General features: G+C 34.8%; 25 protein-coding genes. 12 read left to right on the top strand and 13 right to left on the bottom strand.

Annotated elements, in window-relative coordinates; all coding sequences use genetic code 11:
* Positions 1 to 224 precede the first annotated feature (224 nt).
* The gene (locus tag H560_RS0105535) at positions 225 to 1,511 is read right to left on the bottom strand and encodes an adenylosuccinate synthase (protein WP_027379127.1); all 1,287 of its coding nucleotides are present in this window, start codon (positions 1,509 to 1,511) and stop codon (positions 225 to 227) included.
* 48 nt (positions 1,512 to 1,559) lie between these two features.
* On the opposite strand from H560_RS0105535, the gene H560_RS22270 reads away from it, so the two are divergent.
* The 3 genes from H560_RS22270 to H560_RS0105550 are packed head-to-tail and all read left to right on the top strand — an operon-like array spanning position 1,560 to position 3,178.
* Positions 1,560 to 2,588, top strand: a complete 1,029-nt coding sequence (locus tag H560_RS22270) for a DUF6602 domain-containing protein (RefSeq protein ID WP_027379128.1) — start codon at positions 1,560 to 1,562, stop codon at positions 2,586 to 2,588.
* 42 nt (positions 2,589 to 2,630) lie between these two features.
* Entirely contained in the window at positions 2,631 to 2,882 is a 252-nt protein-coding gene (locus H560_RS0105545; RefSeq protein ID WP_027379129.1) for a type II toxin-antitoxin system ParD family antitoxin, read from the top strand.
* Positions 2,879 to 3,178 (top strand): type II toxin-antitoxin system RelE/ParE family toxin, encoded by a 300-nt coding sequence (locus H560_RS0105550; protein ID WP_027379130.1) that lies wholly within the window; start codon positions 2,879 to 2,881, stop codon positions 3,176 to 3,178. Before H560_RS0105545 ends, H560_RS0105550 begins: the two co-directional genes overlap by 4 nt.
* Positions 3,179 to 3,241: 63 nt before the next feature.
* Here H560_RS0105550 and H560_RS0105555 read toward each other — a convergent pair whose 3' ends face one another.
* Positions 3,242 to 4,831 (bottom strand): ABC-F family ATP-binding cassette domain-containing protein, encoded by a 1,590-nt coding sequence (locus H560_RS0105555; protein ID WP_027379131.1) that lies wholly within the window; start codon positions 4,829 to 4,831, stop codon positions 3,242 to 3,244.
* A gap of 444 nt (positions 4,832 to 5,275) precedes the next feature.
* Between H560_RS0105555 and hpt the strand changes: the two genes are divergently transcribed.
* From hpt to H560_RS0105585, 6 genes are all read left to right on the top strand, one after another.
* Positions 5,276 to 5,830: a hypoxanthine phosphoribosyltransferase gene (gene hpt / locus H560_RS0105560; protein WP_027379132.1), complete on the top strand. Its 555-nt coding sequence runs from the start codon at positions 5,276 to 5,278 to the stop codon at positions 5,828 to 5,830.
* 126 nt (positions 5,831 to 5,956) lie between these two features.
* Positions 5,957 to 6,535 (top strand): adenylate kinase, encoded by a 579-nt coding sequence (locus tag H560_RS0105565; protein WP_027379133.1) that lies wholly within the window; start codon positions 5,957 to 5,959, stop codon positions 6,533 to 6,535.
* An 81-nt stretch (positions 6,536 to 6,616) separates the two neighbouring features.
* A complete protein-coding gene (obgE, locus tag H560_RS0105570) occupies positions 6,617 to 7,600 on the top strand; it encodes a GTPase ObgE (protein WP_027379134.1) in 984 nt (327 codons plus the stop codon).
* 104 nt (positions 7,601 to 7,704) lie between these two features.
* The gene (locus H560_RS0105575; RefSeq protein ID WP_027379135.1) at positions 7,705 to 8,193 is read left to right on the top strand and encodes a DUF6438 domain-containing protein; all 489 of its coding nucleotides are present in this window, start codon (positions 7,705 to 7,707) and stop codon (positions 8,191 to 8,193) included.
* Positions 8,194 to 8,347: 154 nt separating this feature from the next.
* On the top strand, positions 8,348 to 8,839 hold the full coding sequence (locus H560_RS0105580; protein ID WP_027379136.1) for a DUF6438 domain-containing protein: 492 nt from the start codon (positions 8,348 to 8,350) through the stop codon (positions 8,837 to 8,839).
* 88 nt (positions 8,840 to 8,927) lie between these two features.
* On the top strand, positions 8,928 to 10,235 hold the full coding sequence (locus H560_RS0105585; protein ID WP_027379137.1) for a DEAD/DEAH box helicase: 1,308 nt from the start codon (positions 8,928 to 8,930) through the stop codon (positions 10,233 to 10,235).
* A gap of 40 nt (positions 10,236 to 10,275) precedes the next feature.
* On the opposite strand, the gene H560_RS0105590 is transcribed toward H560_RS0105585, so the two are convergent.
* From H560_RS0105590 to H560_RS0105640, 10 genes are all read right to left on the bottom strand, one after another.
* On the bottom strand, positions 10,276 to 11,046 hold the full coding sequence (locus H560_RS0105590) for a TatD family hydrolase (RefSeq protein ID WP_027379138.1): 771 nt from the start codon (positions 11,044 to 11,046) through the stop codon (positions 10,276 to 10,278).
* Positions 11,047 to 11,050: 4 nt separating this feature from the next.
* Positions 11,051 to 11,578 carry a DUF4269 domain-containing protein gene (locus tag H560_RS0105595; RefSeq protein ID WP_027379139.1) on the bottom strand — a complete coding sequence of 176 codons (528 nt, stop codon included), beginning with the start codon at positions 11,576 to 11,578 and terminating at the stop codon, positions 11,051 to 11,053.
* Positions 11,571 to 12,530, bottom strand: coding sequence for a GSCFA domain-containing protein (locus H560_RS0105600; RefSeq protein ID WP_027379140.1), 960 nt, complete (start codon positions 12,528 to 12,530; stop codon positions 11,571 to 11,573). The genes H560_RS0105595 and H560_RS0105600 overlap by 8 nt, the downstream gene beginning before the upstream one ends.
* Before the next feature lie 88 nt (positions 12,531 to 12,618).
* A complete protein-coding gene (locus H560_RS0105605) occupies positions 12,619 to 13,590 on the bottom strand; it encodes a polyprenyl synthetase family protein (protein ID WP_027379141.1) in 972 nt (323 codons plus the stop codon).
* Between the two features lie 479 nt (positions 13,591 to 14,069).
* Positions 14,070 to 14,864: a GLPGLI family protein gene (locus H560_RS22275; protein WP_081413926.1), complete on the bottom strand. Its 795-nt coding sequence runs from the start codon at positions 14,862 to 14,864 to the stop codon at positions 14,070 to 14,072.
* Between the two features lie 10 nt (positions 14,865 to 14,874).
* Complete coding sequence (locus H560_RS21150) at positions 14,875 to 15,072, bottom strand: hypothetical protein (protein WP_034752223.1); 198 nt, start codon at positions 15,070 to 15,072, stop codon at positions 14,875 to 14,877.
* A gap of 2 nt (positions 15,073 to 15,074) precedes the next feature.
* On the bottom strand, positions 15,075 to 15,203 hold the full coding sequence (locus H560_RS23550; RefSeq protein WP_262486260.1) for a hypothetical protein: 129 nt from the start codon (positions 15,201 to 15,203) through the stop codon (positions 15,075 to 15,077).
* Positions 15,204 to 15,369: 166 nt separating this feature from the next.
* On the bottom strand, positions 15,370 to 16,512 hold the full coding sequence (locus H560_RS0105630; protein ID WP_027379142.1) for an inorganic phosphate transporter: 1,143 nt from the start codon (positions 16,510 to 16,512) through the stop codon (positions 15,370 to 15,372).
* 20 nt (positions 16,513 to 16,532) lie between these two features.
* Entirely contained in the window at positions 16,533 to 17,171 is a 639-nt protein-coding gene (locus H560_RS0105635) for a DUF47 domain-containing protein (protein WP_027379143.1), read from the bottom strand.
* A 150-nt stretch (positions 17,172 to 17,321) separates the two neighbouring features.
* Complete coding sequence (locus H560_RS0105640) at positions 17,322 to 19,010, bottom strand: DEAD/DEAH box helicase (RefSeq protein ID WP_027379144.1); 1,689 nt, start codon at positions 19,008 to 19,010, stop codon at positions 17,322 to 17,324.
* A 258-nt stretch (positions 19,011 to 19,268) separates the two neighbouring features.
* Between H560_RS0105640 and H560_RS0105645 the strand changes: the two genes are divergently transcribed.
* From H560_RS0105645 to H560_RS0105655, 3 genes are all read left to right on the top strand, one after another.
* Positions 19,269 to 19,937: a DUF2461 domain-containing protein gene (locus H560_RS0105645; RefSeq protein ID WP_027379145.1), complete on the top strand. Its 669-nt coding sequence runs from the start codon at positions 19,269 to 19,271 to the stop codon at positions 19,935 to 19,937.
* Positions 19,938 to 20,275: 338 nt separating this feature from the next.
* Positions 20,276 to 21,070 (top strand): FkbM family methyltransferase, encoded by a 795-nt coding sequence (locus H560_RS0105650; protein WP_027379146.1) that lies wholly within the window; start codon positions 20,276 to 20,278, stop codon positions 21,068 to 21,070.
* 7 nt (positions 21,071 to 21,077) lie between these two features.
* Positions 21,078 to 22,556 (top strand): lipopolysaccharide biosynthesis protein, encoded by a 1,479-nt coding sequence (locus tag H560_RS0105655; protein WP_027379147.1) that lies wholly within the window; start codon positions 21,078 to 21,080, stop codon positions 22,554 to 22,556.
* Here H560_RS0105655 and H560_RS0105660 read toward each other — a convergent pair.
* Positions 22,549 to 23,595: a hypothetical protein gene (locus tag H560_RS0105660; RefSeq protein WP_027379148.1), complete on the bottom strand. Its 1,047-nt coding sequence runs from the start codon at positions 23,593 to 23,595 to the stop codon at positions 22,549 to 22,551. The genes H560_RS0105655 and H560_RS0105660 overlap by 8 nt on opposite strands.
* Positions 23,596 to 23,702: the final 107 nt, after the last annotated feature.

The following is a 23,702-nucleotide window of genomic DNA, read 5'->3' on the forward strand; positions in this document are numbered from 1 at the left end:
TCCCTTTGCGTTGAAGCCAATCTTTATCTCTTGCATTTTTTTGTGGGAGATATTTATATTATTTGTATAAATGCTTCGAGAACCTCAGCATGACATTATGCTAATACTAACTGTTTTGTTAACCGTATTTTTGTCGCGGCGTCATGCTGAGGTTCTCGAAGCATTGTACATAAAAAGAGACCATCAAAATTGACAGTCTCTTTTAATTTATTTAAAAATATTCCTTAGAATAATTCTTTTCTGATAATGTTCTGACTTCTTTCAGGGCCAACAGAAACAAGGTAAACGTTGATTCCTAAATACTTCTCAATAAACTCGATGTATTTCTGAGCCGTATCAGGAAGTTCATCATAGCTTCTTGCTTTTGTGATATCTTCGTTCCAACCCGGCAGATCCTGGTAAATAGGCTCGTAGTTGTATAATTTTTCTGTTGAAGAAGTGAAATAATCGATGATTTTCCCGTCTTCTGTTTTGTAATGTGTAACGATTTTAAGGTTTTCAATTCCTGTAAGAACGTCTAATTTCGTAATTACTAAGTTATTGATCCCGTTAATCATACAAGCATGTTTCAAAGAAACAAGGTCTAACCAGCCTGTTCTTCTTGGTCTACCTGTCGTAGCTCCGAATTCACCTCCGATCTGTCTGATTTTCTCACCCAACTCGTTGTCTAATTCAGAAGGGAAAGGTCCGTTTCCTACTCTTGTGCAGTATGCTTTTGCAACACCAATCAGGTTTTGAAGGGATGTTGGCGGAACACCCGCTCCTGTACAAACTCCTCCTGTAGATGGAGAAGATGAAGTTACGTAAGGATATGTTCCGAAGTCGATATCAAGCATTAAAGCCTGCGCTCCTTCGAATAAAACATTTTTACCGTCTCTGATCGCTTCGTTTAATTCTAATTCTGTGTCAACAATTCTATGCTGAAGCTGTTTTCCGATTTCTAGATATTCGTTGTAAATTTCTTCAACGTCTAATGTCGGTTTTCCGTAATATTTTTCAAAAAGAGAATTCTTAATTTTTAAGTTTTTCTCGATTTTGTCTCTTAAAATCTCTGGATTCAGAAGATCTATCATTCTGATACCTACTCTTGCAATTTTGTCTTCATAGCAAGGTCCGATTCCTTTTTTCGTGGTTCCGATCTGCGTTCCTCCGTGCTCTTCTTCACGGTAAGTATCCAAAAGAATGTGGTAAGGCATGATCACATGCGCTCTTCTGCTGATGAAAATGTGATCAGTTCTCATGTTTTTGCTTTCGATCTGATTCACCTCCTTAATGAAAGATTTAGGATTTACCACTACTCCGTTCGCAATGATACACTTCCCTTTGCACTGAAGAACTCCCGATGGAAGAAGGTGCAAAACGAATTTTTCATCGCCCACATAAACCGTATGACCCGCGTTGTCCCCACCCTGAAAGCGTACAACGTAATCTGATTTTGCCGATAAAACATCCGTGATTTTTCCTTTACCTTCATCTCCATACTGAAGACCTACAACTACGTAAGTTGACATATTTTACTTTTATTTTAGATTCATGCAAAATTACTTTTAAAAAATTGGGTGAGCAAATTTGAGGGAGATTTTATTTTTGGGGTGGGTGGAAATTATAGACATGGAGAAAATAAAATCCCCTATATAATTTATCTATATTTGTCTAATAAAGAAGTTATACTATTAAAAAACTATATGCCTTTCGATACAAAATCATACATAGATCATCTTGCAGAGGAATTAGTAAGAAATTTTGATTATGCAAGTAACGCGACTACTCCTGTTTTAGTAGGCAGTGCAAAAGAAAAAGAAGTAATACGTAAACTTGAACTTTTGTTACCAAACTCAGTTGCTATTGGATCGGGATGTATAATTGACAGCTATGGGAATACAAGTAAACAGATGGATATTGTTATTTATGAAAAAGAATTTTGCCCAATATTTTCAATTAATTCGTCACCAGAAACTACATATTACCCTTGTGAAGGTGTAATTGCTGTAGGAGAAGTTAAAAGCTCATTGAGCACAAAAGAACTTAAAAATATTTTTGATAAATCCAAGTCAGTAAAAAAATTAGTTAGATATTCAGTCAGTAAAAAAAGTGAGCTAAGTGGCGATCAACAGTTTGCACATAGAAGTTATAATTCCAGAATATCTTTTGAAGGTTATGGTTCAGAACATTTTGATCAAAAAAATAAAATTTTAGATCAAATATTTTTCTTTTCATTATGTGGTAAACTAGACATTCAATCAAATACGTTGATAAAAAAATTTGGTGAAAACCTAAACAAATGTTCAGATGGAGAAGAAGTTAATCTTATATCAATCCTTAAAGATGGATTGTTAATATTTAGGAATAAAAAAAACAACAATATTGTTATGTCAAAAAAAGATGCTGACTCATTTTGTTTTTTCAACCAAAATAATAATAATTTTCAGTTTTTATTAAAAATGATAATGAGCTTTATAACTAATGGAAGAACAGTTCCAGTAGGAGCATTTAATAGATATCTAGATACTCAAGAAAGTTTATACCTTTTAGAAGGTATAAATACTACTACTATTGATTTACAATCATTTGAAAGTAACAAATTTTGAAGAAATACCAAGAATTGGTATCTTTGATTTAAAATTAAGAAAATGGCAAAAAACACCTCCATATTATTAGGCGATTATTTTGATAACTTTATCAGTCAGCAAATTAAATCTGGAAAATTCTCTTCTGCAAGTGAAGTTGTGAGAGCTGCATTGCGAATGTTTGAATATGAAGAATCTAAAAAATCAGAATTAATCAATGAATTAAAAAAAGGTGAAAAATCCGGATTTGTTGAGAATTTTGACCGTAAAGAGTTTTTGAAAAATCTTCATCAAAAATATTCCGCTGACTCATGAAATACAGAATCAGTAAAGAGGCATTAAATGATTTAGAAAAAATTTGGTTGTACACTTCTGAAATTTGGTCTAGAGAACAAGCAGATTATTATCTCGATTTGTTAATAAATGAAATTGAATATTTATCTGAAAATCCGAAATCTGGAAAAGATTACAATGAAATCAGAAAAGGATATTTTCGTTCAAGGGTAAAATCGCATTTTATCTTTTATAAAATTAATTTAAAAAATGAGGAAATTGAAATTATAAGAATTCTTCATCAACAAATGGACATTTCATCGAGACTTGATGAGTAAAATGTAAACCAAACCTAACAGGTTTTAAAAACCTGTTAGGTTTAGAATTTTCAAAGTAATACTTTAACTCAAAATAATCTCACTCCTCACCCCAATCTCCCCCAAAAACACCCCATCATGCGAAATCACCACCAAAGTTCCATGATAACCCTTAATAGAATTCGCCAGAATTTCCACATTTTGAAGGTCTAAATTATTTGTCGGTTCATCGAGAATAATCATATCGGGAGCTTTATTGCTGATGGAAAGTCCGCACAGTAGCAATCGTAAACGTTCTCCGCCACTCAGAACATCGCATTTTTTGTCCCAGGTTTCCTTTCCGAATAAAAATCTTGACAATAAGGTTTTCACTTCAGATTCCTGCAACGCATTATCGTTGAACTTTTGGGCAAAATCGTAAAGTGTCGCCTGTTTATCAATCAAAGAATATTCCTGATCAATATAAATCGTCTGAAAATCTGCTCTAGAAATCTTTCCGACAGAAGGCCGTAAATCTCCCAACAACAGCTTGATCAAAGTCGTTTTCCCCGAACCGTTGGATCCTTTAATCGAAATTCTGTCACCGCTTCGGATTTCAAGATTGAGGTTTTCTTTCCAAAGATTTTCTTGGTTATATTTAAAATTAATTTCTTTCGCAGAAATCAACATTTTTCCCAAATGCAGATTCGAATCATTAAAATTCACTTTCATCTGATCGGCATTTCTCACCGACGAACGCAAATCCCGCAAATCACCGGAAATATCATTGATTTTCTCAGCATGAACAGACTTTAATTTTGAAGAATTTTTCTCAGCATTATTTCGCAGGGTATTCATCATAATTCTCGCCACACCCGATTTTTCCTGCTTCCCTTTTCCACGAGCATCGAGTTTTTGCTTTCGTTCGAGCGTTTCGCGTTCTTTTTCTTTGGCTTTTTTCAGCGCCCGTTCTTTGGAATGGATATCGTTTTGTAAGGCTTCATTTTCAATTTCTTTTTGTTCGGCATAAAAATCATAGTTTCCGCCATAAGTAGAAATTCCCTGATTGCTCAATTCAAAAATTGTATCAACCAAATACAGCAAAGCACGGTCGTGACTTACAATCACAACCGTTGAGCTGGTCTTTTCAATAAAATCATACAGCAGATTCCGGCCTTCCAGATCGAGATGATTCGTGGGTTCGTCCAGTAAAATAATTTCAGGCTGATTGATTTGAATCCCCGCCAGAAAAACCTTAGTTTTTTGTCCGCCACTCAGGTTTTCAAGTTTTTGATTTAAATCCAGATTTTCGAGTTTCCAATGCTGCAAAGCAATTTCACTGCGTTCTTCAATGTCCCAATCGTCATTTAAAATTTCAAAATAAATTTCATCCACTTCACCGTTCGTAATTTTTTGGAGGGCTTCGATTTTTTTATTAATTTTTAAGCATTCTGCAACCGTAAAATCATTAAAATTCCCGAACATCTGCGGAATATAGAAAATATTGCCCTGAATATTGACGCTTCCTCCCAAAGGTTCGATTTCATTCGCCATGATTTTCAGCAAGGTAGATTTTCCCATGCCGTTATTTCCAACCAGAGCCGATTTTGTGTTAGTTTGTATCGTTAAATTGATAGAATTAAAAAGGAGATTCCCTGCGGGAAACCCAAAAGATATATTGTGTAGAAAAAGCATGATTTCTTTCTTAATAAGTTAAACTTCAATAACTTTTTTCGTTATTGTTCAATTAATTCTGAAAGAAATTATATCCTACATGCTGTTATTTTGGGTTTTGTGAAATGCAAAGATAAGGATTTTTAAATATTTTATTTTTTTTCAGATAATTAATCCTTGTCAAGGTTTTAAACCTTGACAAGGATCCCAAACCTAAGCTTAATTTCTTTACTTACATTACCTCTGGAATGACAAACATTTTAGATATCCAAAAATATTAAGATTAAATACTTTAAAACAGATTCTTCACTCAACTGCTCTTTGTTTTGAATGACTAATGCAAAAAAACTCACCAACACTAAACCCCTAAAACGCTATTATACTCAAATCCTTCAACACAATCCCCTCGAACTCATAGGAAACTTTCATCAAAAATCCGTAACTTTGCCGCCTACTAGAAATTTTATGGAAAGTATTAAAGTTCACGACAAAACTTTTGTTCCTTATTTGGAGGATGCCGAGATTCAGGAGATTGTAAAGGCTACGGCTTTAAAGATTTATGAGGATTATAAGGATGAGGTTCCTGTTTTTATTGGAGTTTTGAATGGAGTTATAATGTTCTTCTCAGACCTTTTGAAGCATTATCCGGGAGAATGTGAGATCGCATTCATCCAGATGAGCTCCTATGTAGGAACAGAATCCACAGGGATTGTTTACCAGAAAATGGAGCTTACAAAAGATGTAAAAGACCGTCATATTATTCTTGTAGAAGATATTGTAGATACAGGAAATACGGTTGAAAGCCTTTTCAGATATTTTAATGAAACACAACGTCCGAAATCTGTAAAAATCGCTTCGTTCTTATTGAAGCCTGAAGTGTATAAAAAAGATTTTAAGCTGGATTATATCGGAAAAGAAATTCCAAATAAGTTTGTCTTAGGCTACGGATTAGATTACGATGAATTGGGAAGAAACTTACCTAATTTGTACCAGCTGCAAGACGGACAGATCAATCATTAGATTGCCGATAGCTATTAGCTACTGGCTTTTAGCTTTCAATATTAATCGAATAAAAAAGTAAATATTAACTAAAAAAGCTAAAGGCCTAAAGCTTACTTGCTTACAGTCTGAAGCATAATTAACATTATGATAAACATTGTTCTGTTCGGCCCTCCAGGAAGTGGAAAAGGAACGCAAGCGCAAAATTTAATCGAGAAATTTAATTTAAAGCAAATCTCAACAGGTGACCTTTTCAGATTCAATATGAAAAATGATACCGAGCTTGGGAAATTAGCAAAATCATACATCGATAAAGGAGAATTGGTTCCGGATCAGGTAACAACAGATATGCTGATTGACGAAATCAGAAAACCAACCGATACTGCAGGATTTATTTTCGACGGATATCCAAGAACTGCCGTTCAGACAGAAGCACTGGAAAAAATCGTAAAAGAAGAACTGAATGACGATATTGATGTTTGCCTTTCTTTGGTGGTTGAAGACAAGATTTTAGTTGAAAGATTGCTGAAAAGAGGAGAAATCAGCGGAAGATCAGATGACAGCAATGTAGAGATCATCGAAAACAGAATAAAAGAATACTACGCAAAAACAGCAGAAGTAGCCGAACTGTACAAGCAACAAGGCAAATATGTAGAGATTAACGGTGTAGGAGACATCAACGAAATCTCTGAAAAGCTTTTTGCGGAAGTAGAAAAAGTAAAATAAGGAATTAGGGTTTAGGAGTTAGGTAATAGTTGTTTACACTAAATTCTAAGCTCTAAGCCCTAAATCCTAAGACCTAAAATTATGTCAAATTTTGTAGATTACGTAAAGATTCATTGTAAAAGCGGTCACGGAGGTGCAGGTTCTGCCCACCTTCGCCGTGAAAAATACATCCCGAAAGGTGGTCCTGACGGTGGAGACGGCGGTCGCGGAGGCCACGTTATCATGAAGGGAAATGCCAATGAATGGACTTTACTTCCTCTCCGATATACGCGTCACGTAAAGGCTGAGCGCGGTGAAAACGGAGGAAAAAACCAGCTGACGGGAGCTTACGGAGCCGATGTTTATATTGAAGTTCCGATAGGAACCATCGCTAAAAATGAAGATGGAGAGATCATCGGTGAAATTTTAGAAGATGGACAGGAAATTATCCTGATGGAAGGTGGAATGGGCGGAAAAGGAAATGAGCATTTCAAATCTTCTACCAACCAGACTCCCAGATTCGCTCAACCGGGAATGCCTGGGCAGGAAGGCTACATTGTATTTGAGCTTAAAATTTTAGCTGATGTAGGTCTGGTAGGTTTTCCAAATGCCGGAAAATCAACACTTTTAGCATCTGTTTCTGCTGCAAAACCAAAGATTGCAGATTATGCATTTACTACTTTAACGCCCAATTTAGGAATTGTTGATTACAGAAATTATAAATCTTTTGTAATGGCTGATATTCCGGGAATTATAGAAGGCGCGGCAGAAGGTAAAGGATTGGGACACAGATTTTTAAGACATATTGAAAGAAATTCAATCTTATTATTTTTAATTCCTGCGGATTCTGAAGACCATTTCCAGGAATTTAAGATCCTTGAAAACGAATTGAAAGAGTATAATCCAGAGCTCATGGATAAAGATTTCATTATTTCTGTTTCGAAATCCGACCTTTTGGATGATGAACTGAAAAAAGAAATCGCAGCCGAATTCCCTGAAAACAAACAGCCTTTGTTTTTCTCCGGAGTTACGGGCGAAGGCCTTATAGAGCTGAAAGATGCGATCTGGAAACAGCTTCACGGATAAATTGATATATTAATAAAAATTAAAGAGAAGCGTCATGTTTCTCTTTTTTATTCTTTTATTTTGGAACAGTTATTGAAAGAATTCCAAAACAAATTTTAAAACTAATGAAATATTTACTAGCCCTTTGTGCATTTGTCTTTTTATTTTCTTGCAATTCTCAAAAAGCGAATTCAAAATATTCTAAAATTGAATATAATGCAACGGCATGCTTCGGATTTTGTCCGATCTTTAAAATGACCATCAATCCGGACAGGACAGCAGTCTTTGATGCAGAACATTTTAATTTTACTGACAAGCCGTCAAAAGACGAATTTTCCAAGACACGCGAAGGCACTTTTACAGGAACAATTAAAGAAGAAGATTACAATAAGCTAATCGCTTTACTGGATGGTTTGGATGTGAAAAATTTAAATGAAAAGTATGGCGAAAGGAATATCAGCGATCTTCCCTCTTCCTATTTAAGTATTACTTTCGCGGACGGAACTTCAAAGCATGTGGAAGATTACGGAAAACATGGAAGCGAAAAACTGGCAGAAGTTTATAAGTTTTTTGAAGATTTAAGAAAAAACCAGCAGTGGACAAAAGTGAAATAATTTAATCAAAATATTTAAATTATATCTTTACAAATTATGATTTCTTCTCAATGAAGAATTTTTTTTTATTCAAAGCTTTTATTTGTAACTGTTGTCAAAAGTACTAATCGACTGTTTGGAATAATTATTGAGAGATTCCTTTAAAACTTAAAAAATGAAATATTTATTCCCTCTTTTTGCATTTCTTTTATTATTTTCATGCAATTCTCAATATGCGCAAACCAAGCAAAACAGTCAGTCGAAATATGCTGTAATTCAATATACGTCAACATCTTATTTTGATATTAATCCCAATATTGCAATAACGATCAATGCCGACAGAACAGCTGCTTTAGAGGTAACCCCTTCTAATTCTTCAAAAATTAATCCAAGAAGTGTACAGCCTCAAAAATTGCAAGGAACTATAAAAAAAGAAGATTATAACAAACTGGTTTATTTATTAAACAGCATAGACTTTAAAAACTTACCAGCTTACAAACCCGGAGATAATATGGTAAATGGTCGTTGGACAGCCATTTTGAAGCTTAAACTTACTGACGGAACAACGGAAAAAATTGAAGATTATGGCAAAAATAAAACCGAAAAGCTGGTAGAAGTTTACCGTTTTATTGAAGATCTGAGAAATAATCAGGAATGGCGAAAGTGAAATAACTCACTTTAAAATAATTAAACTACCTTTGCAAGATAATTCCTTCCTTTTGAAGGAATTTTTATTTAATTAAAAAACAATTCATTTGAATTTTACAGACTTACAATTAATCGAGCCTATTGCAAAAGCAATACAGGAACAAGGATATACGAACCCTACTCCTATTCAGGAAAAATCGATTCCACAAATCTTAAATCACAGGGATTTTTTGGGATGTGCTCAGACAGGAACCGGAAAAACAGCTGCTTTTGCCATTCCTATTTTACAAAATCTTTCTAAAAATAAAACACCCAATAAAAATATTAAAGCTTTAATATTAACGCCTACAAGAGAATTAGCAATTCAGATTGAGGAAAATATCAAAGCCTACGGAAAATACTTGCCTTTAAAACATCTCGTTATTTTCGGTGGTGTAAAACAGGGAAACCAGGAAACAGCACTGAGAAGAGGCGTTGATATTCTGGTAGCCACTCCGGGAAGATTACTGGATTTTATCGCTCAGGGAATTATCAGCTTAAAAAATCTTGAAATTTTCGTTCTGGATGAGGCAGACAGAATGCTGGATATGGGTTTTGTGCATGATGTAAAGAGAATCATCAAGCTTTTACCGCAAAAAAGACAGACTTTATTTTTCTCTGCAACCATGCCTGCAGAAATTCAGAAACTGGCAGACTCCATACTGAACAATCCTGTAAAAGTGGAAGTTACACCTGTTTCATCAACTGCTGATACCATTAAGCAATCCGTATATTTTGTTGAAAAGGAAAACAAGCTGAATCTTCTTACTCATATCCTTAAAAATGATATTTCCGATTCTGTTCTTGTATTTTCAAGAACCAAGCACGGCGCAAATAAAATTGCCCAAAAGCTGCAGAAAAGCAATATTACAACGGAAGCTATCCACGGAGATAAATCTCAAAATGCAAGACAAAATGCCCTTAGCAACTTCAAATCAGGCAAAACCAGAATTTTGGTGGCAACCGATATTGCGGCAAGGGGAATTGATATTGATGAGCTGAAATATGTTATCAATTTTGAGCTTTCAGACGTTTCAGAAACCTATGTCCACAGAATAGGAAGAACAGGCAGAGCCGGCGCAGAAGGGAGCTCAATATCATTTGTGGACGGTCTGGATTTATTAAATTTAAAGAATACAGAAAAACTGATCGGCAAGAAAATCCCGGTGGTAAAAGATCATCCTTTCCACACTGATGATCTGGTGGCTCAAAAAAGGGATTCTAACAATAAACCAGCTCCGCTGTCAGAAAGATCCAACGCTCCAAAATCAGGTCCACCGAGGTCTAATAACCGCAAAAAGAAACCTACAGGCGAAAATAATAACTCTATCAGTTTTAAAAAGCCTAAGAATAAGAATTTCACAAGAAAAAAATAAAACAAAATCCGTCTCACACCTGTGAAACGGATTTTTTAGTTTATTCAATAGTATTAAATATTCTTTTTGCATTCTCCGTAGTGATCCTGTCTATTTCAGAGAAATCTTTTCCGTAGATATTCACCAGCTTTCCGGCTACAAGATCGAGGTAGGAGCTTTCATTTCTTTTCCCGCGGTAAGGAACCGGAGCAAGATAAGGAGAGTCTGTTTCCAGAACAATTTTTTCTAACGGAATTTCGTTCAAAAACTGATCTATTTTTCCGTTTTTGAAGGTTACTACTCCACCGATTCCCAGTGTAAAATTTAAGTCGATGGCATGTTTCGCGTGTTCAAGATTTCCGGAAAAGCAATGGAAGATTCCTCTCAATTTCGGGTGCTTTTTTCTTTCTAATACCTCAAAAGTTTCATCAAAACTTTCTCTGGTGTGAATTACAATCGGCAGGTCTTTTTCAATGGCCCAGTCAATCTGCTGCTCAAAAGCTTTTACCTGGATATCCAAGGTCGTTTTGTCCCAGTACAAATCAACACCTATTTCCCCGATTGCGGGAAAATCTCTCTCATTAAGATAGTTTTTTACAATATCAAGCTCTTTTTCCCAGGTTTCAGGCTTTACATAACAGGGATGCAGCCCCATCATCGAAAAGATCCGGCTTGGATATTCTGCTTCCAGCTGCAGCATTTTTTCATGAGATTCTGAATCTATGGCAGGAAGATAAAATTCATTAATCCCTTTATCCAGAGCTCTCTGAATCATTTCCTTTCTGTCTTCATCAAATTCTTCTGCGTATAAATGTGTATGAGTATCAATCATTTTCTTAAAATTTCAATAGATCTTCATAAGGGTTTTCGAGGCCCAGCAATATTCCGAAAGCAGGCTCTGTTTTGATTCCTTTTTTCTTTAATTCTATTATTTTTTGTTTAAAATCTTCTCCTTTTTCCTTTAATATCTTGTATTCTGCAATCATGTGGCGGTAAGCATTTTGCTCAGTTGTCGGTTTATTTTGTCCGAAAATTTCAATAGGAAATTCCTCAAGCTTAAAATTTAAAATGATACATTTTTCGCCATTTATAATTGGATTTTCAACCTTAACTTCTATATTGTGAGGAATAAATTTGCTGAACATTAAATCGTCCAAAAAATCTTCTTCAAACCTAAGATCAACCTCACAAATAATATCCAGATCACTTCCGTCAACATCAATTTCAATGGGAACAGTTCCGGCCAGTATTGGATGATAATCCTTTAGTTTTTCAAATAACCGATGCTTTGTGAGAATCTGGTAAGCCCTTTTCTGCCTTTCATTCCCATTTCTTAAATAATCAATGGTTGTAAAATCAGTCATCTGAAAAAATTTTGTGCTTTACTTTTTGCTGCTGTACTTTGATTCTTTGGTTTAATTTTTCTTTAAACTCAATATATTTCGGATCTTTTTCATCATCTGTTTTATGGTCCAGCGCTTTAATTATTTTAAAGTTTTCTTTAATAAAATCTTTGGTTTCAGAAGAGAAAAAAGCATTCCCGAATTTCTCAAAAATATAATTAACAGCCTGGCTATTAGGGTGAATCATATCTTCTTTATAAAAACGGTAATCCCGAAGATCGTCCATTAAAATTTCGTACACCGGAAGATACTGGCAGTTTTCAAATTGAGTAATAACCTCATGAATCGCCGTGATTAATTTTGACTTACTCAGTTGATTTTCAATCATTCCGTCTTTTGTGTGACGAACCGGTGAAACCGTAAACAAAATCTGAACATCATCCTTACAAATATCTTTTAAGTTTAAAACAGTATTGTAAACAGAATCAGCGATTTCCTGAGTGGTCAACAGCTTTTTTTCAAAGAATTTCTGAGGAATTTTATGACAGTTGGCTACCAGTTTCTGTTTTGGAATAAACTCGTAAATGAATGATGTTCCGTAGGTTATGATAACCCAGTTAGCCTCCTGAAGAAAGGAATTCCCTTCTTCAATCTTCGTATTGATTTTATTTAAGGTCTGGTGAATATATCTTGTATCAAAGCTTGTGTGATGATCCAGAGAAATAAATTCATCGTTAAAGGTTATTAATTCATCTTCAATATAAAAGTCGGCATCATGAAGCCTTTTAAAAGCATTATTGATCGAAAAGGGGTTGAAAATGGTTCCAAAAGGATTATTAACCGTCTGTAATTGTCCCTGCTGAAAAAGTTCAGACATTTCTGAAGAAAAGCAGGAACCGATTGAAAATATTTTATCTTCAACTCCAATTTTCTTCTGCGATTCTTTGATATCAACTTCTGTCCTGAATTTCATATTTTAGGGATTAGGAATAAGGATTTAGGAATTGGTTATCGTAGCCCTAAAAAGCTAAATCCTAATTCCTAAGACCTGGAGCCTAATTTTAACTTTCTCTTCTCAATAAATAATTTGCCAGTTCAGTGAACGGTTTTTTCTTCTCTTCCGGAATATCAATTTTCTGAAGATAGCTTTGTCCGATTTCGTTATGCTTTTCGATTAAACGTAATGCTTTTTCGTCAACCTTCGTTCTTCTGAAAATCTTTTCTACGCCGTAGACTTTATCAATATTATCCGTCTTTTTAGAATACCAGTAATCCAGCTCTTTTCTTTCTTCTTCCGTTGCGTGTTCTCTCGCCATAAGGTAAAGCACTGTTTTTTTGTTTTCGTAGATATCCCCTGCATGTTTTTTACCAAACTGCGCCTGATCCCCAAATACGTCCAGATAATCATCCATAATCTGGAAGGCAATTCCGATGTGTTTTCCGAAGTTGAAGATTGCTTTTGCATCTTTAAAGTTAGCTTTAGCAATCAATGCTCCGATTTCAAAAGAAGATGCGCTTAAAACTCCGGTTTTGTAAGTAATCATCCTGATGTAATCATCAAAAGTTACATTCTCCTGAGTTTCAAAATTAATGTCATATTGCTGACCTTCACATAAAAGCAAGCCTGTATGTGTGAAAATCCTGATACATGCTTTAAAAGTTTCAGGTTCAAGGTCTTCAAAAAACTTGTAAGCCTTCAGCATGAGACCATCTCCTGAGAGAATCCCTACATTAATCCCGTGTAAAGTGTGGATCGTAGGCTTGTTTCTTCTCAACGGTGCTTCATCCATAATATCATCATGAATGAGGGTGAAATTATGGAAAAACTCAATCGCCAGAGCAGGCTTAATGGCTTCATTCAGATTTCCACCAAATAAGTCGCACGCCATTAAAACCATAATGGGACGGAGACGTTTTCCACCATGGGAAATGATGTAGTTCATCGGTTCATAAAGCTCCGCCGGCTTGTCTTTAAATGTGTATTTGGTAATGGCATCAGCAACGATCTGTTGGTATCTGTCTAAAAATTCCATATTTCTAATAGTTTGAACAAAAATACAATTTTTCAGGGCTTTATAAAACAAAAAACCTCACCGTTTTAAGAAGTGAGGACTTAATTTTTATGTGAATACTTATTTATCTTAAATTCATGAAAATCTTAAAGTTTTTATTTGATTAAACTTTTCTTTTTACGCTCGATTTATTACTGCGTAGTTTGTCATTCCGCAGGAATCCAGGCATAGTATTTGAAAATTAAATGGGAAAATTCGTGCCTGGATTTCTACGGAATGACAAACTCTGTGGTTATTTTTCATAATTTGAATATGCGACTGCCACCTTAGCCCTGATTGAAGCATTTGTTTGAGCTCATTTTTCAGGCTTCAGGGGCGGCGGCTTTGCCGCCGCCCCTGAAGCCTGAAAAATAGCGAGTGCGGAAAGCAGGAAAAAGCTCCAAATTCCCCCAGATCCTACAAACAAAAAACTTTGCCTGGATGAGCAAAGTTTTAAAATTTTAATCGAGATAATTATTTACGCGTTTAGCATTATTATTAATCCTTGCAATATCAGCAGGTTTTAAAGTAATTCCGGTTTGATTTGAAAGTACACCGGCTGCGTTCTCTATACTATTTTGTCTTGCTTTATAAAATGTAGAATATTTAGTTGCAAAAGCATCTTTCATTAATGTCATAGGCTTTTCAACCTTCTTAAAACTTATCATCGTAAAATGAATATTATCATTAGGATCGTACACTTCTAATACTAATCCAGGTAATCCTTTAAAAACATATGGTCCTTCAGGAATAGGAATAAATTCGGTAAACCATGCAATATAATGTCTCCCTTTATACTTTCCTGTAGCTTTTTTACATAGATAAGATTCTATCACTTTAGTTTCGGTTCCGATCTTCCAAATAATAGGATCTTCCAAGGGAAAAGAAAATCTATTTCTCATCAGCTCTTTGTAGATTGTTTGTTTTCCGTTATCCGTAAAAACTTCAGATTTGAAATAAACACCAGGAACATTTTTCATATCCAGTATGACTTTTCCATCAACTGGATTCTCAAAACTTTTTTTTCCTATAGCCATCGCAATTGAATCACTTATTGCTTTTTGAGTACTTCGAAATAATGACACATTATCTTTAATTAGTAAAGATAAATTCTCTTCTGCAGCATTATATTTTGATAATGTATCATTATAGCTTTTAATTTTGTATATATCTTCATACTCTGATTTAAGATTATTCATGGATTGTGAATACAAAATATGACTAAATAACATTAAAAGTAATAGGTAAAAACGCATTTTAAATAATTTAATTTGGACCTCCTGTTCCCCAACCACTGCCTGTTCCCTGTCCACAAATGTACTCAGTCAATAATTGTGAGTTATGAATTTCATCTGCAATTGCCTGCTGATATGTTGCAGTTCCTGACCCTTCTCCCCAGCACACTGTATCATGATAAAATTCTCCAGTACACCAAACAAACATTGCATTTTGAATACACTGCATCTTTAATATTTAGCATCTGTTTTTTCTACCTGATCACTTTTATTTTCGGACTTTTCTCTTTCTTTTTTACCTTTTTCAAGATCAATATTTTTTGCATTTACTAATCCCGTAAAAATAAATACAGATAGCAATAATGTTTTATATATTTCCCAAATATATGAATACTAATAAAAGTAAACAATAGAACAAGAAAAAAGACAAAACTAATTTTTTGCACAAATACATTAAAAATCGTTAAAACAAAAAACTTTGCCCGGATGAGCAAAGTTTGATTTTATAATGTAATTAATTTATACTTTAGAATACAAATGTTACCAAAAGATAAGTAATCCCGGCTACAATTGCTGAAATAGGAATGGTAAGAACCCAAGCCCAAAGTAAGCTTACAGTAATCCCCCATCTTACGGCTGAAATTCTTTTCGTTAAACCAACCCCGATGATAGACCCTGTAATAGTATGTGTAGTAGAAACAGGAATACCGAAGTGATCTGTGATGAATAAAGTAATTGCACCCGCAGTTTCAGCGCTTACACCTTCCAGGGAAGTTACTTTTGTGATTTTAGTACCCATTGTCTTGATGATTTTCCAACCACCGCTCATGGTTCCCAAACCGATCGCTAAGAACGAAACCAAAGGCACCCAAAGGTAATGCTCGGCAAAGTAATCAAAACGCTCTGCAGCAGGAATATTAAGATAAACCGGATCCTGAAGCATATTAACGTGATAAAAAATCAAGGCTGCACCAATGATACCCATTACTTTCTGAGCATCATTAAGACCGTGACCCAAGCTGAATAAAGCTGAAGAAGCCAGCTGTAATCTCTTGAAAGATTTATCTGCTTTATGCGGGTTCGACTTTTTATAAAGGTGAACAATAATTAATGTAATAATGATCGAAATAATCATCCCGATAATTGGAGCAAGGAAAATGAAAAGGAAGATAGGAATCACCTTATTAAATTTCACTACACTCTGATGTGTAACCTGATTTGCAGCTTCTTTTATTGTCGCCCAGAAGCCTAAAGCCGGCTGACTTACAGCTACATCGTGGTAATCCATCATGAAGGCATTCATTAAAGCTGCTCCTAAAAACCCTCCGATCAAAGTATGGGAAGATGATGAAGGAATACCGAACCACCATGTTAAAAGATTCCATAAAATAGCCGCCACAAGACCGGAAAATATCACTTCAAGATTAATAAAATTTTCATTAACCGTCTTGGCAATCGTGTTACCGATCTTAAATTCTCCAATCACATAAGCCGCTAAAAAGAAAGCCGCAAAGTTCCAGAGCGCAGCCCAAAGCACTGCCTGGAATGGAGTTAAAACTTTTGTAGAAACTATAGTTGCAATAGAGTTGGCCGCATCATGAAAACCGTTGATGTAATCAAAAATAAGAGCCAGCGCGATAATAACTATAAGTAAAATAGGAAATTCCATCTGTTAATTATAATTATTAATTAAGCGTATTTAATCATGATGTTCTCAATAGTATTGGCAACATCTTCTGCTTTGTCAGTTACTACTTCCAGATAATTAAGTACAGATGAAACTTTAATAATGTTGATCGCGTCATTTGTTTCGAACAATTCTACCATAGAATTGGAAAGAAGGTCGTCTGCGATGTTTTCAATAGAATTTACTTTGATACAAGCTTCTTTTACCTGCTCCATGTTTTTGAAGCCTTTAAGGTTCTTCATGGCATTCTGAATTTCAAGACATGCCTTGTGGATTAGTAAGGAAAAATCCGAATACGCCTTCATCTCAGGCGATTTATATAGGAAAATGTATTTTGTAGATGCGTAGATGTAATCCGCAATATCATCCAGCCCTGTAGCCAGTGTGTGGATATCTTCTCTGTCGAAAGGTGTGATAAAGTTTTTGCCCAGTTCTACGAATATTTCGTGAGTAAGCTCATCATTTTTGTGTTCGTAATCGCTCATCTTTTTCAACATAGAATCGTCATTAAGATCGAAATCCTTGATCCCGTGGTTGAAATCCTCAGACATTGCTACTAAGTTTTCTGTAACTTTTTCGAATAGTACAAAGAAGATTTTATCTTTCGGCTGAAAAGCGTGGAAAATATTACCAATTCCCATTTTTAAGTTTTTATAATTCGTGTGCAAATTTCTTAAAAAAGGACTTCACCTGAAACAATCTAACATTAAGTTTTGTTAACATTGCATTAACGACTGGTTATCAAATAAAAAAACCGGCCAAAAAGCCGGTTTTAAGTATGCTTAAAGCGTTTAGTTTGCCACTTCCGCTCTCATTTCTTTTCCTTTAAATTTCATAGACCCTATGTTGCTTAAAACATTGTCTTTGAAAGATTTTTCAACTTCGAAGAATGAGAATTTCTCTAAGATCTCAATATCACCGATTTCCGCTCTTTTTTTGCTTTTTCCGGCTGTAGCTTTATTGATGATATCTAAAACATCAAGCTTTTTCAATTGATCTTTTTTACCAAGGTTGAAGAAAAATCTTACCATGTTTTCATTTCTTCTTCTTGGTTTTCCGCCACGCTCTCCTCCTCTGTCGCTTCTCTCACGATCTCTGCCTCTGTCTCTGTCGCGATCTCTTCTGTCTCTTCTGGATCCGTCATCATCTCTGCTGCTCAGCTTCTGCTCAATAAGATCATGTCTGTCTTTGTAATAAAGCGCAAGATCTTTCAATTGGAACTGAAGAAGTTTGTGCACCAATTCCTCTTTTGTGAATGCAGATAAATCAGGGATTAAAGAATCATCAAATTCAAAGAAATCCTCGTGTACTTCAAAAAGGCTTTCAAATACACCTCCTACCTGGGCTTTGATAATATCTTTTCCTGTAGGAACCGTGCTTTCAACGATATCAATCTTCGTAGATGATTTAATCTGCTTTAACTTCCTGCTTTCTTCAGGCTTAATAAGAGCCATAGAAATACCGTCTTTTCCAGCTCTACCCGTTCTACCACTTCTGTGAACGAATACTTCCGGATCATCAGGCAAAGAATAGTGAATTACGTGTGTAAGAGAGTTCACATCAAGGCCTCTTGCTGCAACATCCGTCGCTACAAGAATATCAATATTCTTCAATCTGAATTTCTTCATTACCGTATCTCTCTGCGCCTGAGAAAGATCCCCGTGAAGCGCATCTGCTGCGTAACCGTTCTGCATTAAGAAATCGGCAACTTCCTGAGTTTCCATTCTTGTTCTGCAGAAAATGATGGAATACTGATTCGGGTTTGAATCAATTAATCTTTTAAGAACTTCTTTTTTCTGACGGTAACCTGTCACATAATATTCATGCTTGATGTTCTTCTTAACCTCGTTAATAGAACCTACAGAAATTCTGTGTGGTTTTGTCAGGTAATTTTTAGAAATTCTCTCAACTTCCTTGTTCATCGTTGCAGAGAAAAGGAAAGTTTGTTTAGTTTCAGGAGTTTCTCTTAAAATTGTTTCCAATTCGTCTTTGAAACCCATGGAAAGCATTTCATCGGCTTCGTCCAAAACCAGCCAGTGAATTGCTGAAAAGTCAAGTGCTTTTCTGTTGATAAGGTCAATCACCCTTCCCGGAGTCCCTACAATAATCTGTGGTTTATCCTTCAGAGATCTGATCTGCTCCATGATACTGCTTCCACCATAAACTGCTGTAGTTTTGATGTCTTTCATGTACTTGGAATAATTTTTTATGTCTTTTGTAATTTGAAGACATAATTCTCGTGTCGGACAAAGCACCAAAAATTGGATTTTGCGACTCGTTTCGTCAATCATATCCAAAATCGGAAGCGAAAACGCTGCTGTTTTGCCTGTCCCTGTTTGCGCAAGTGCGATCAAGTCGCGAATATCTGAAAGAATAAAAGGGATAGTCTGTTTTTGGATTTCTGTCGGGCTTTCGAAGCCCAGTTCGCCAACTGCCTTAAGAATATCAGGACTTAAATTGGTCTCCGTAAATAAATTCATTAAATATTTTAAAATTTTTGCAAAGATACAATTATTATTTGAATTACATTGAAGTATCATTAGAGAAACAATAATTTAACATTCAAAACAAGAAAATATTTTACAATTTCCGCAGAAAAAACACATATTTTTTAATTTTATTCTAATAATTATTTTAAAATGAACACCGGCTTATTATTAATTCCGGAAGCCCTTCACAGTAAGTAAAAATTTGGCTGCTTCAAACTTTTAATTAAATTTGATTAAAAATAAAAAAATATGTCCGCAAACCTTTCTCCAAAAGTTTTTGATTTTCTAAAGAAGCTCAATAAAAATAACAACCGCGAATGGTTTACAGAAAATAAAAGCCTTTATACTGAATCTCAGGAAAACGTAATTGCTTTCATAGAAGATCTGCTCAAAGAAATGGCCGGTTTTGATCAGGATCTTGGGAAAATAGATGCTAAGAAATCCCTGTTCAGAATATATCGTGACACCCGTTTTTCAAAAGACAAAATACCTTATAAAACCAATTTCGGGGCTTCTTTAGGAATGGGAAAAGGAAGCCAGAAAGGCGGCTATTACCTCCACCTTGAGCCCGGAAAATCTTTCATCGCCGGAGGAATTTATATGCCTGAATCTTCAGTTTTGAAAGAGCTTAGAAAAGAAATTTCATTATACGGAGATGATTTTATTAAAATTGTAAATAACAAAGATTTCAAAAAATATTTTCCTGAGCTAGATCAGGATGACAAGCTTAAAAAAGTTCCTCAGGGCTTCGAAAAAGAAGATCCAATGGCGGAATACCTGAAATTAAAAAGCTTTATCGTAGTTTATAATTTAAAAGACGAAGAAGTTCTGGACAAAGACGCTGTAAAAAAACTGACCGTAATTTTCAAGGCCATGAAGCCTCTTAATGATTTTCTTAATACTCCACTTTCTATCTAAAAAAATATCGCTTACAAACTCTCCTCCTCTGGAGGGGTTGCGAAAGTTCAAAGAATTTTTGACAGGGTGGTTTAAGTGTGAATGGTTAATTGTTAATTGTGAGCTTACTGCGTAATAATAGTGATTCATCTGATCAAAAATTCACTGCCGGCGGTTGACAATTATGGCTCAATCCTCACTTTTTCTAGCTTCAATAGTTAAGGATTATCAACAGATAACGAGAAAAGTTCTAAAAAATAACTTATCAAGCATTTGATTTTCAATAGATTATAATTACATTATTTTAATATTAGTTTAACATTTTTGCTTATCTTTGCTGTTCGTTCAAAAAGCTAACAATGTCCTTATACCAAAGAATTGCAGAAAAGTTACAATACATCAGTCCGGGGTTTTACAAAAAAAGATATTTTAAAAAGCTGAATGGCCTTACTAAAACTAATTTCCCGGAAAGAAATGTAGAACCTGAATTGGTCTGGATTAAAGAATATCTGCCTAAACATGCTGTAATTCTGGATATTGGCGCCAATGTAGGAACATTTCTGTATCAGCTGGAGGACAAGCTGGATCACGAAAAAATTTACGCTTTTGAGCCTAATAAACAACTGTACACACGCCTGAAAAGGCTTTTTCCAAGAATGAGAGTCTTTCCATTAGCACTTTCTGATGAAAATACTACAGCTGAATTTAAAGTTCCTGTAATTAAAGGAAAACTGATCCAGTCCAGAGGAACCCTGCAGACCGATTACAAAGAAGTGGGCGAAGAAAGCAGCCACACCGAAAAAGTAAAAGTGATAAAGCTGGACGACTGGGCTGCAATAGAACATTTTAAAAGACTGGATTTCATAAAGATAGACGTAGAAGGAAACGAAATGAAAACGCTTGCAGGAGCTAAAGGCATCATCCAGCAGTTTAGCCCGACCCTCATGATCGAAATGGAGCAAAGACATCACACCACCCCGATCTGGGAAGAAATTTCCGAAGTGGAGTCCTGGGGCTATGATGCAAAATACCTGGACAGAAATTCCTTTACTCTTGAAAAAGTAACGGAAGAAATTCTATTAAAAAACACTGAAGATGAAAAAAATAAAAAAGAATACATTAACAATATAATTTTCATCCCTAAAAACCAGTAAAATCCTTATGAGTGTAGTAGCAAGGCAAGGATTCAAGTATTCCATCATTGGCTATATCGGTTTTTTGTTGGGTACCATTTCCGCAATTTTCATTTTCCCGAACGATTTTGAATTTTACGGAAAGCTGCGTTATATACTTCCCAGCGCAGAATTTCTGGTTCCGTTTGTGGTGATGGGGATTTCATATTCCAATGTGAAATTTTTTCACAAAGTAGAAAAGGACGGCAAAGAACAGAATATGCTTTCTTTGTCTCTGCTTGCCGTTTTTATTAATTTTATCATTTTTCTGGCAATATTTTTCGTGCTTCCTTATGTTTATCCAAAATTTAGATATTCAGAAGCCTGGAAAGTGAAAGAAATTATTCTGCCATTGGTATTGCTGCTTTCATTCTGTACCATTTTTAATAAATACACATCTAACTATAAAAGAATTGTTGTTTCTAATATCTTTGATAATCTTTTTCCTAAAATAGCGAACCTGGGTGCATTCTGTCTGTTTTTCTATTTTGCCTTATCCCAAAAAACAGCGTTTACTTTTTTCTTCGGAATGTTTGCGTTGATGCTGTTTGGCTATATTTATTATACCAACAGGCTGAAAAAAATCAACTTCGATTTCAGCACCGAATATTTTAAAAAAGATAATTTCTGGAAAGAATTTTTCAACTACAGCTTTTTCGGATTTTTAGGGACTTTTGGTAATTATTTAGCGATCAACAGCTTAATGATCGGAGAATTTATGGGAATGGAAGAAAATGGTATTTACGCTGTTTTATATGCTCTGATTTCCCTAATTTCTATCCCTCAGCTTGGGCTGTTCAATGTTTCAGCGCCTATTATCAGTAAAAATTTGGCTGACGGTGATATGGAAGGGCTTGACAGATTTCATAAAAAAACGTCATTAAGTTTATATTTTTTAGGAGCTGTTTTATTTTCCTGCATCATGGTAGGATTTCCTTTCCTGACCCAGTTTATGCCAAAAAACGGAGTCATGCTGAGAGAATACGAGCCCGTGGTATGGATCTGGGGATCAGCGGTTTTAGTAGATTTAGCAACAGGATTTAACGGCAATATCATTTCACTTTCAAAATATTACAGATTTAATATTGTTGTAATGCTGTTGCTGGCGGGTCTTACCATCGGACTGAACCTTTATTTTATAAAAAATACTGATCTTAAACTGATAGGAATTGCTTTATCCACGGCTATTTCGCTTACAACTTATAATGTTATCAAGATTATTTTCAATTACATTATGTTTAAGGTTTCACCTTTGAGCATTGAGATGATTTTTGTATCGATTATCTGTACATTAGCCATTACAGTGGCCATTGTCCTTCCGACTTTTGAAAGTAATTTCATCAACCTTATTTACAAGCCTGCCGTTGTGCTGATTTTGATTTTTATAGGAAATTATTTCACGAAAGTATTTCCAATTGAGGATTATTTAAACAAAAACTTTATTAAAAGTATTTTTAAATTTAAATAGAAATCAGGCTGTTCAAAACTTTTTCTAATTGCTGCTGAACCGATTTTTTATTATATTTTTCCTGAAAATCAAACTGACTGTTTTTAAGCTCTTTAAACTGCTCTATAATATTTTCACGCTCTGGAATAATGAAATCTAATTTAGATGGATAATTTTCAGGGAAAACGGCAAATTTCCCGAATTTTATTGCGTCACCAATATTTCCTGTCATTTTTGTTACCCCATATATTTCTTTTTGGCTAAAGAATTCCGTTTCCTGCTGAATGGGACACCAAAGAATATCTGCTTTCTTCATCCAGCTTTCGAAATCGGTTTGGGAAACTCTCTCTTTGAAATATTTAAGTGTGAGATTTTCAGAAAGATTTTGAGATAAATCTTCTAATTTCCTCAATTCATTATCTTTTGCTTTTCCAAGAAATACAAATGTGAAATTTTCATCAATTTTTAGATTTTGTATAATTTTAAAAACACGATCATAGCCTCTCCTCTTTTGAGAAACACCACCGGGAATAACAATCGTAAAAACTTTATTTTGAGCTTTTTCAAAATCTTTAGTATAAAAAAGAGGTAAAAACTTCAATTGACCAGCGCTAAGCTCTTCATCTAAAACCAGAAGGCTTTTGGCTTTTTGGTAAACTTTTGATGAAAAAAACAGACCTTCTTTCCACCATAATTTTAACCTATAAACTGTATCGCCTTTAAAAATGTTTTTGAACAAATCGGCTTTTGAAGCATTCATAAAATTTATATTATGAACAATAACCGCAACATTATATTTTTCTACAATTACCTTAAATGTATTAAAATAACGATGAACCGTTCCGACAATGATAAGATCATATTTTTTCACCTTCAACTGATCCAAAATCATTGAACTGTCCGATAGAAAAACCTGCTCTCCATGATCAACAATCTGGTCCTTTATCTTTTCTGAAAAATAATAATCTACCGAAAATTCATCAGATTCCTGCATGATTTCTATGAAATCCTGGGCAACTTCTGCGTGGGTGTCTATTTCTATGTAGGCTATTTTTTTCAATTGCTAATAGGTTTTGGCTAAAGCCGAATTGCGGTTTTATTTTTTCTAAACGGGCTAAAGCCCGCTTCTTTTGTCATTGCGAAGAATGAAGCAATCTCGTTAATCTA

Source organism: Chryseobacterium daeguense DSM 19388, assembly GCF_000430825.1.
GTDB classification, from domain to species: Bacteria; Bacteroidota; Bacteroidia; order Flavobacteriales; family Weeksellaceae; genus Chryseobacterium; species Chryseobacterium daeguense.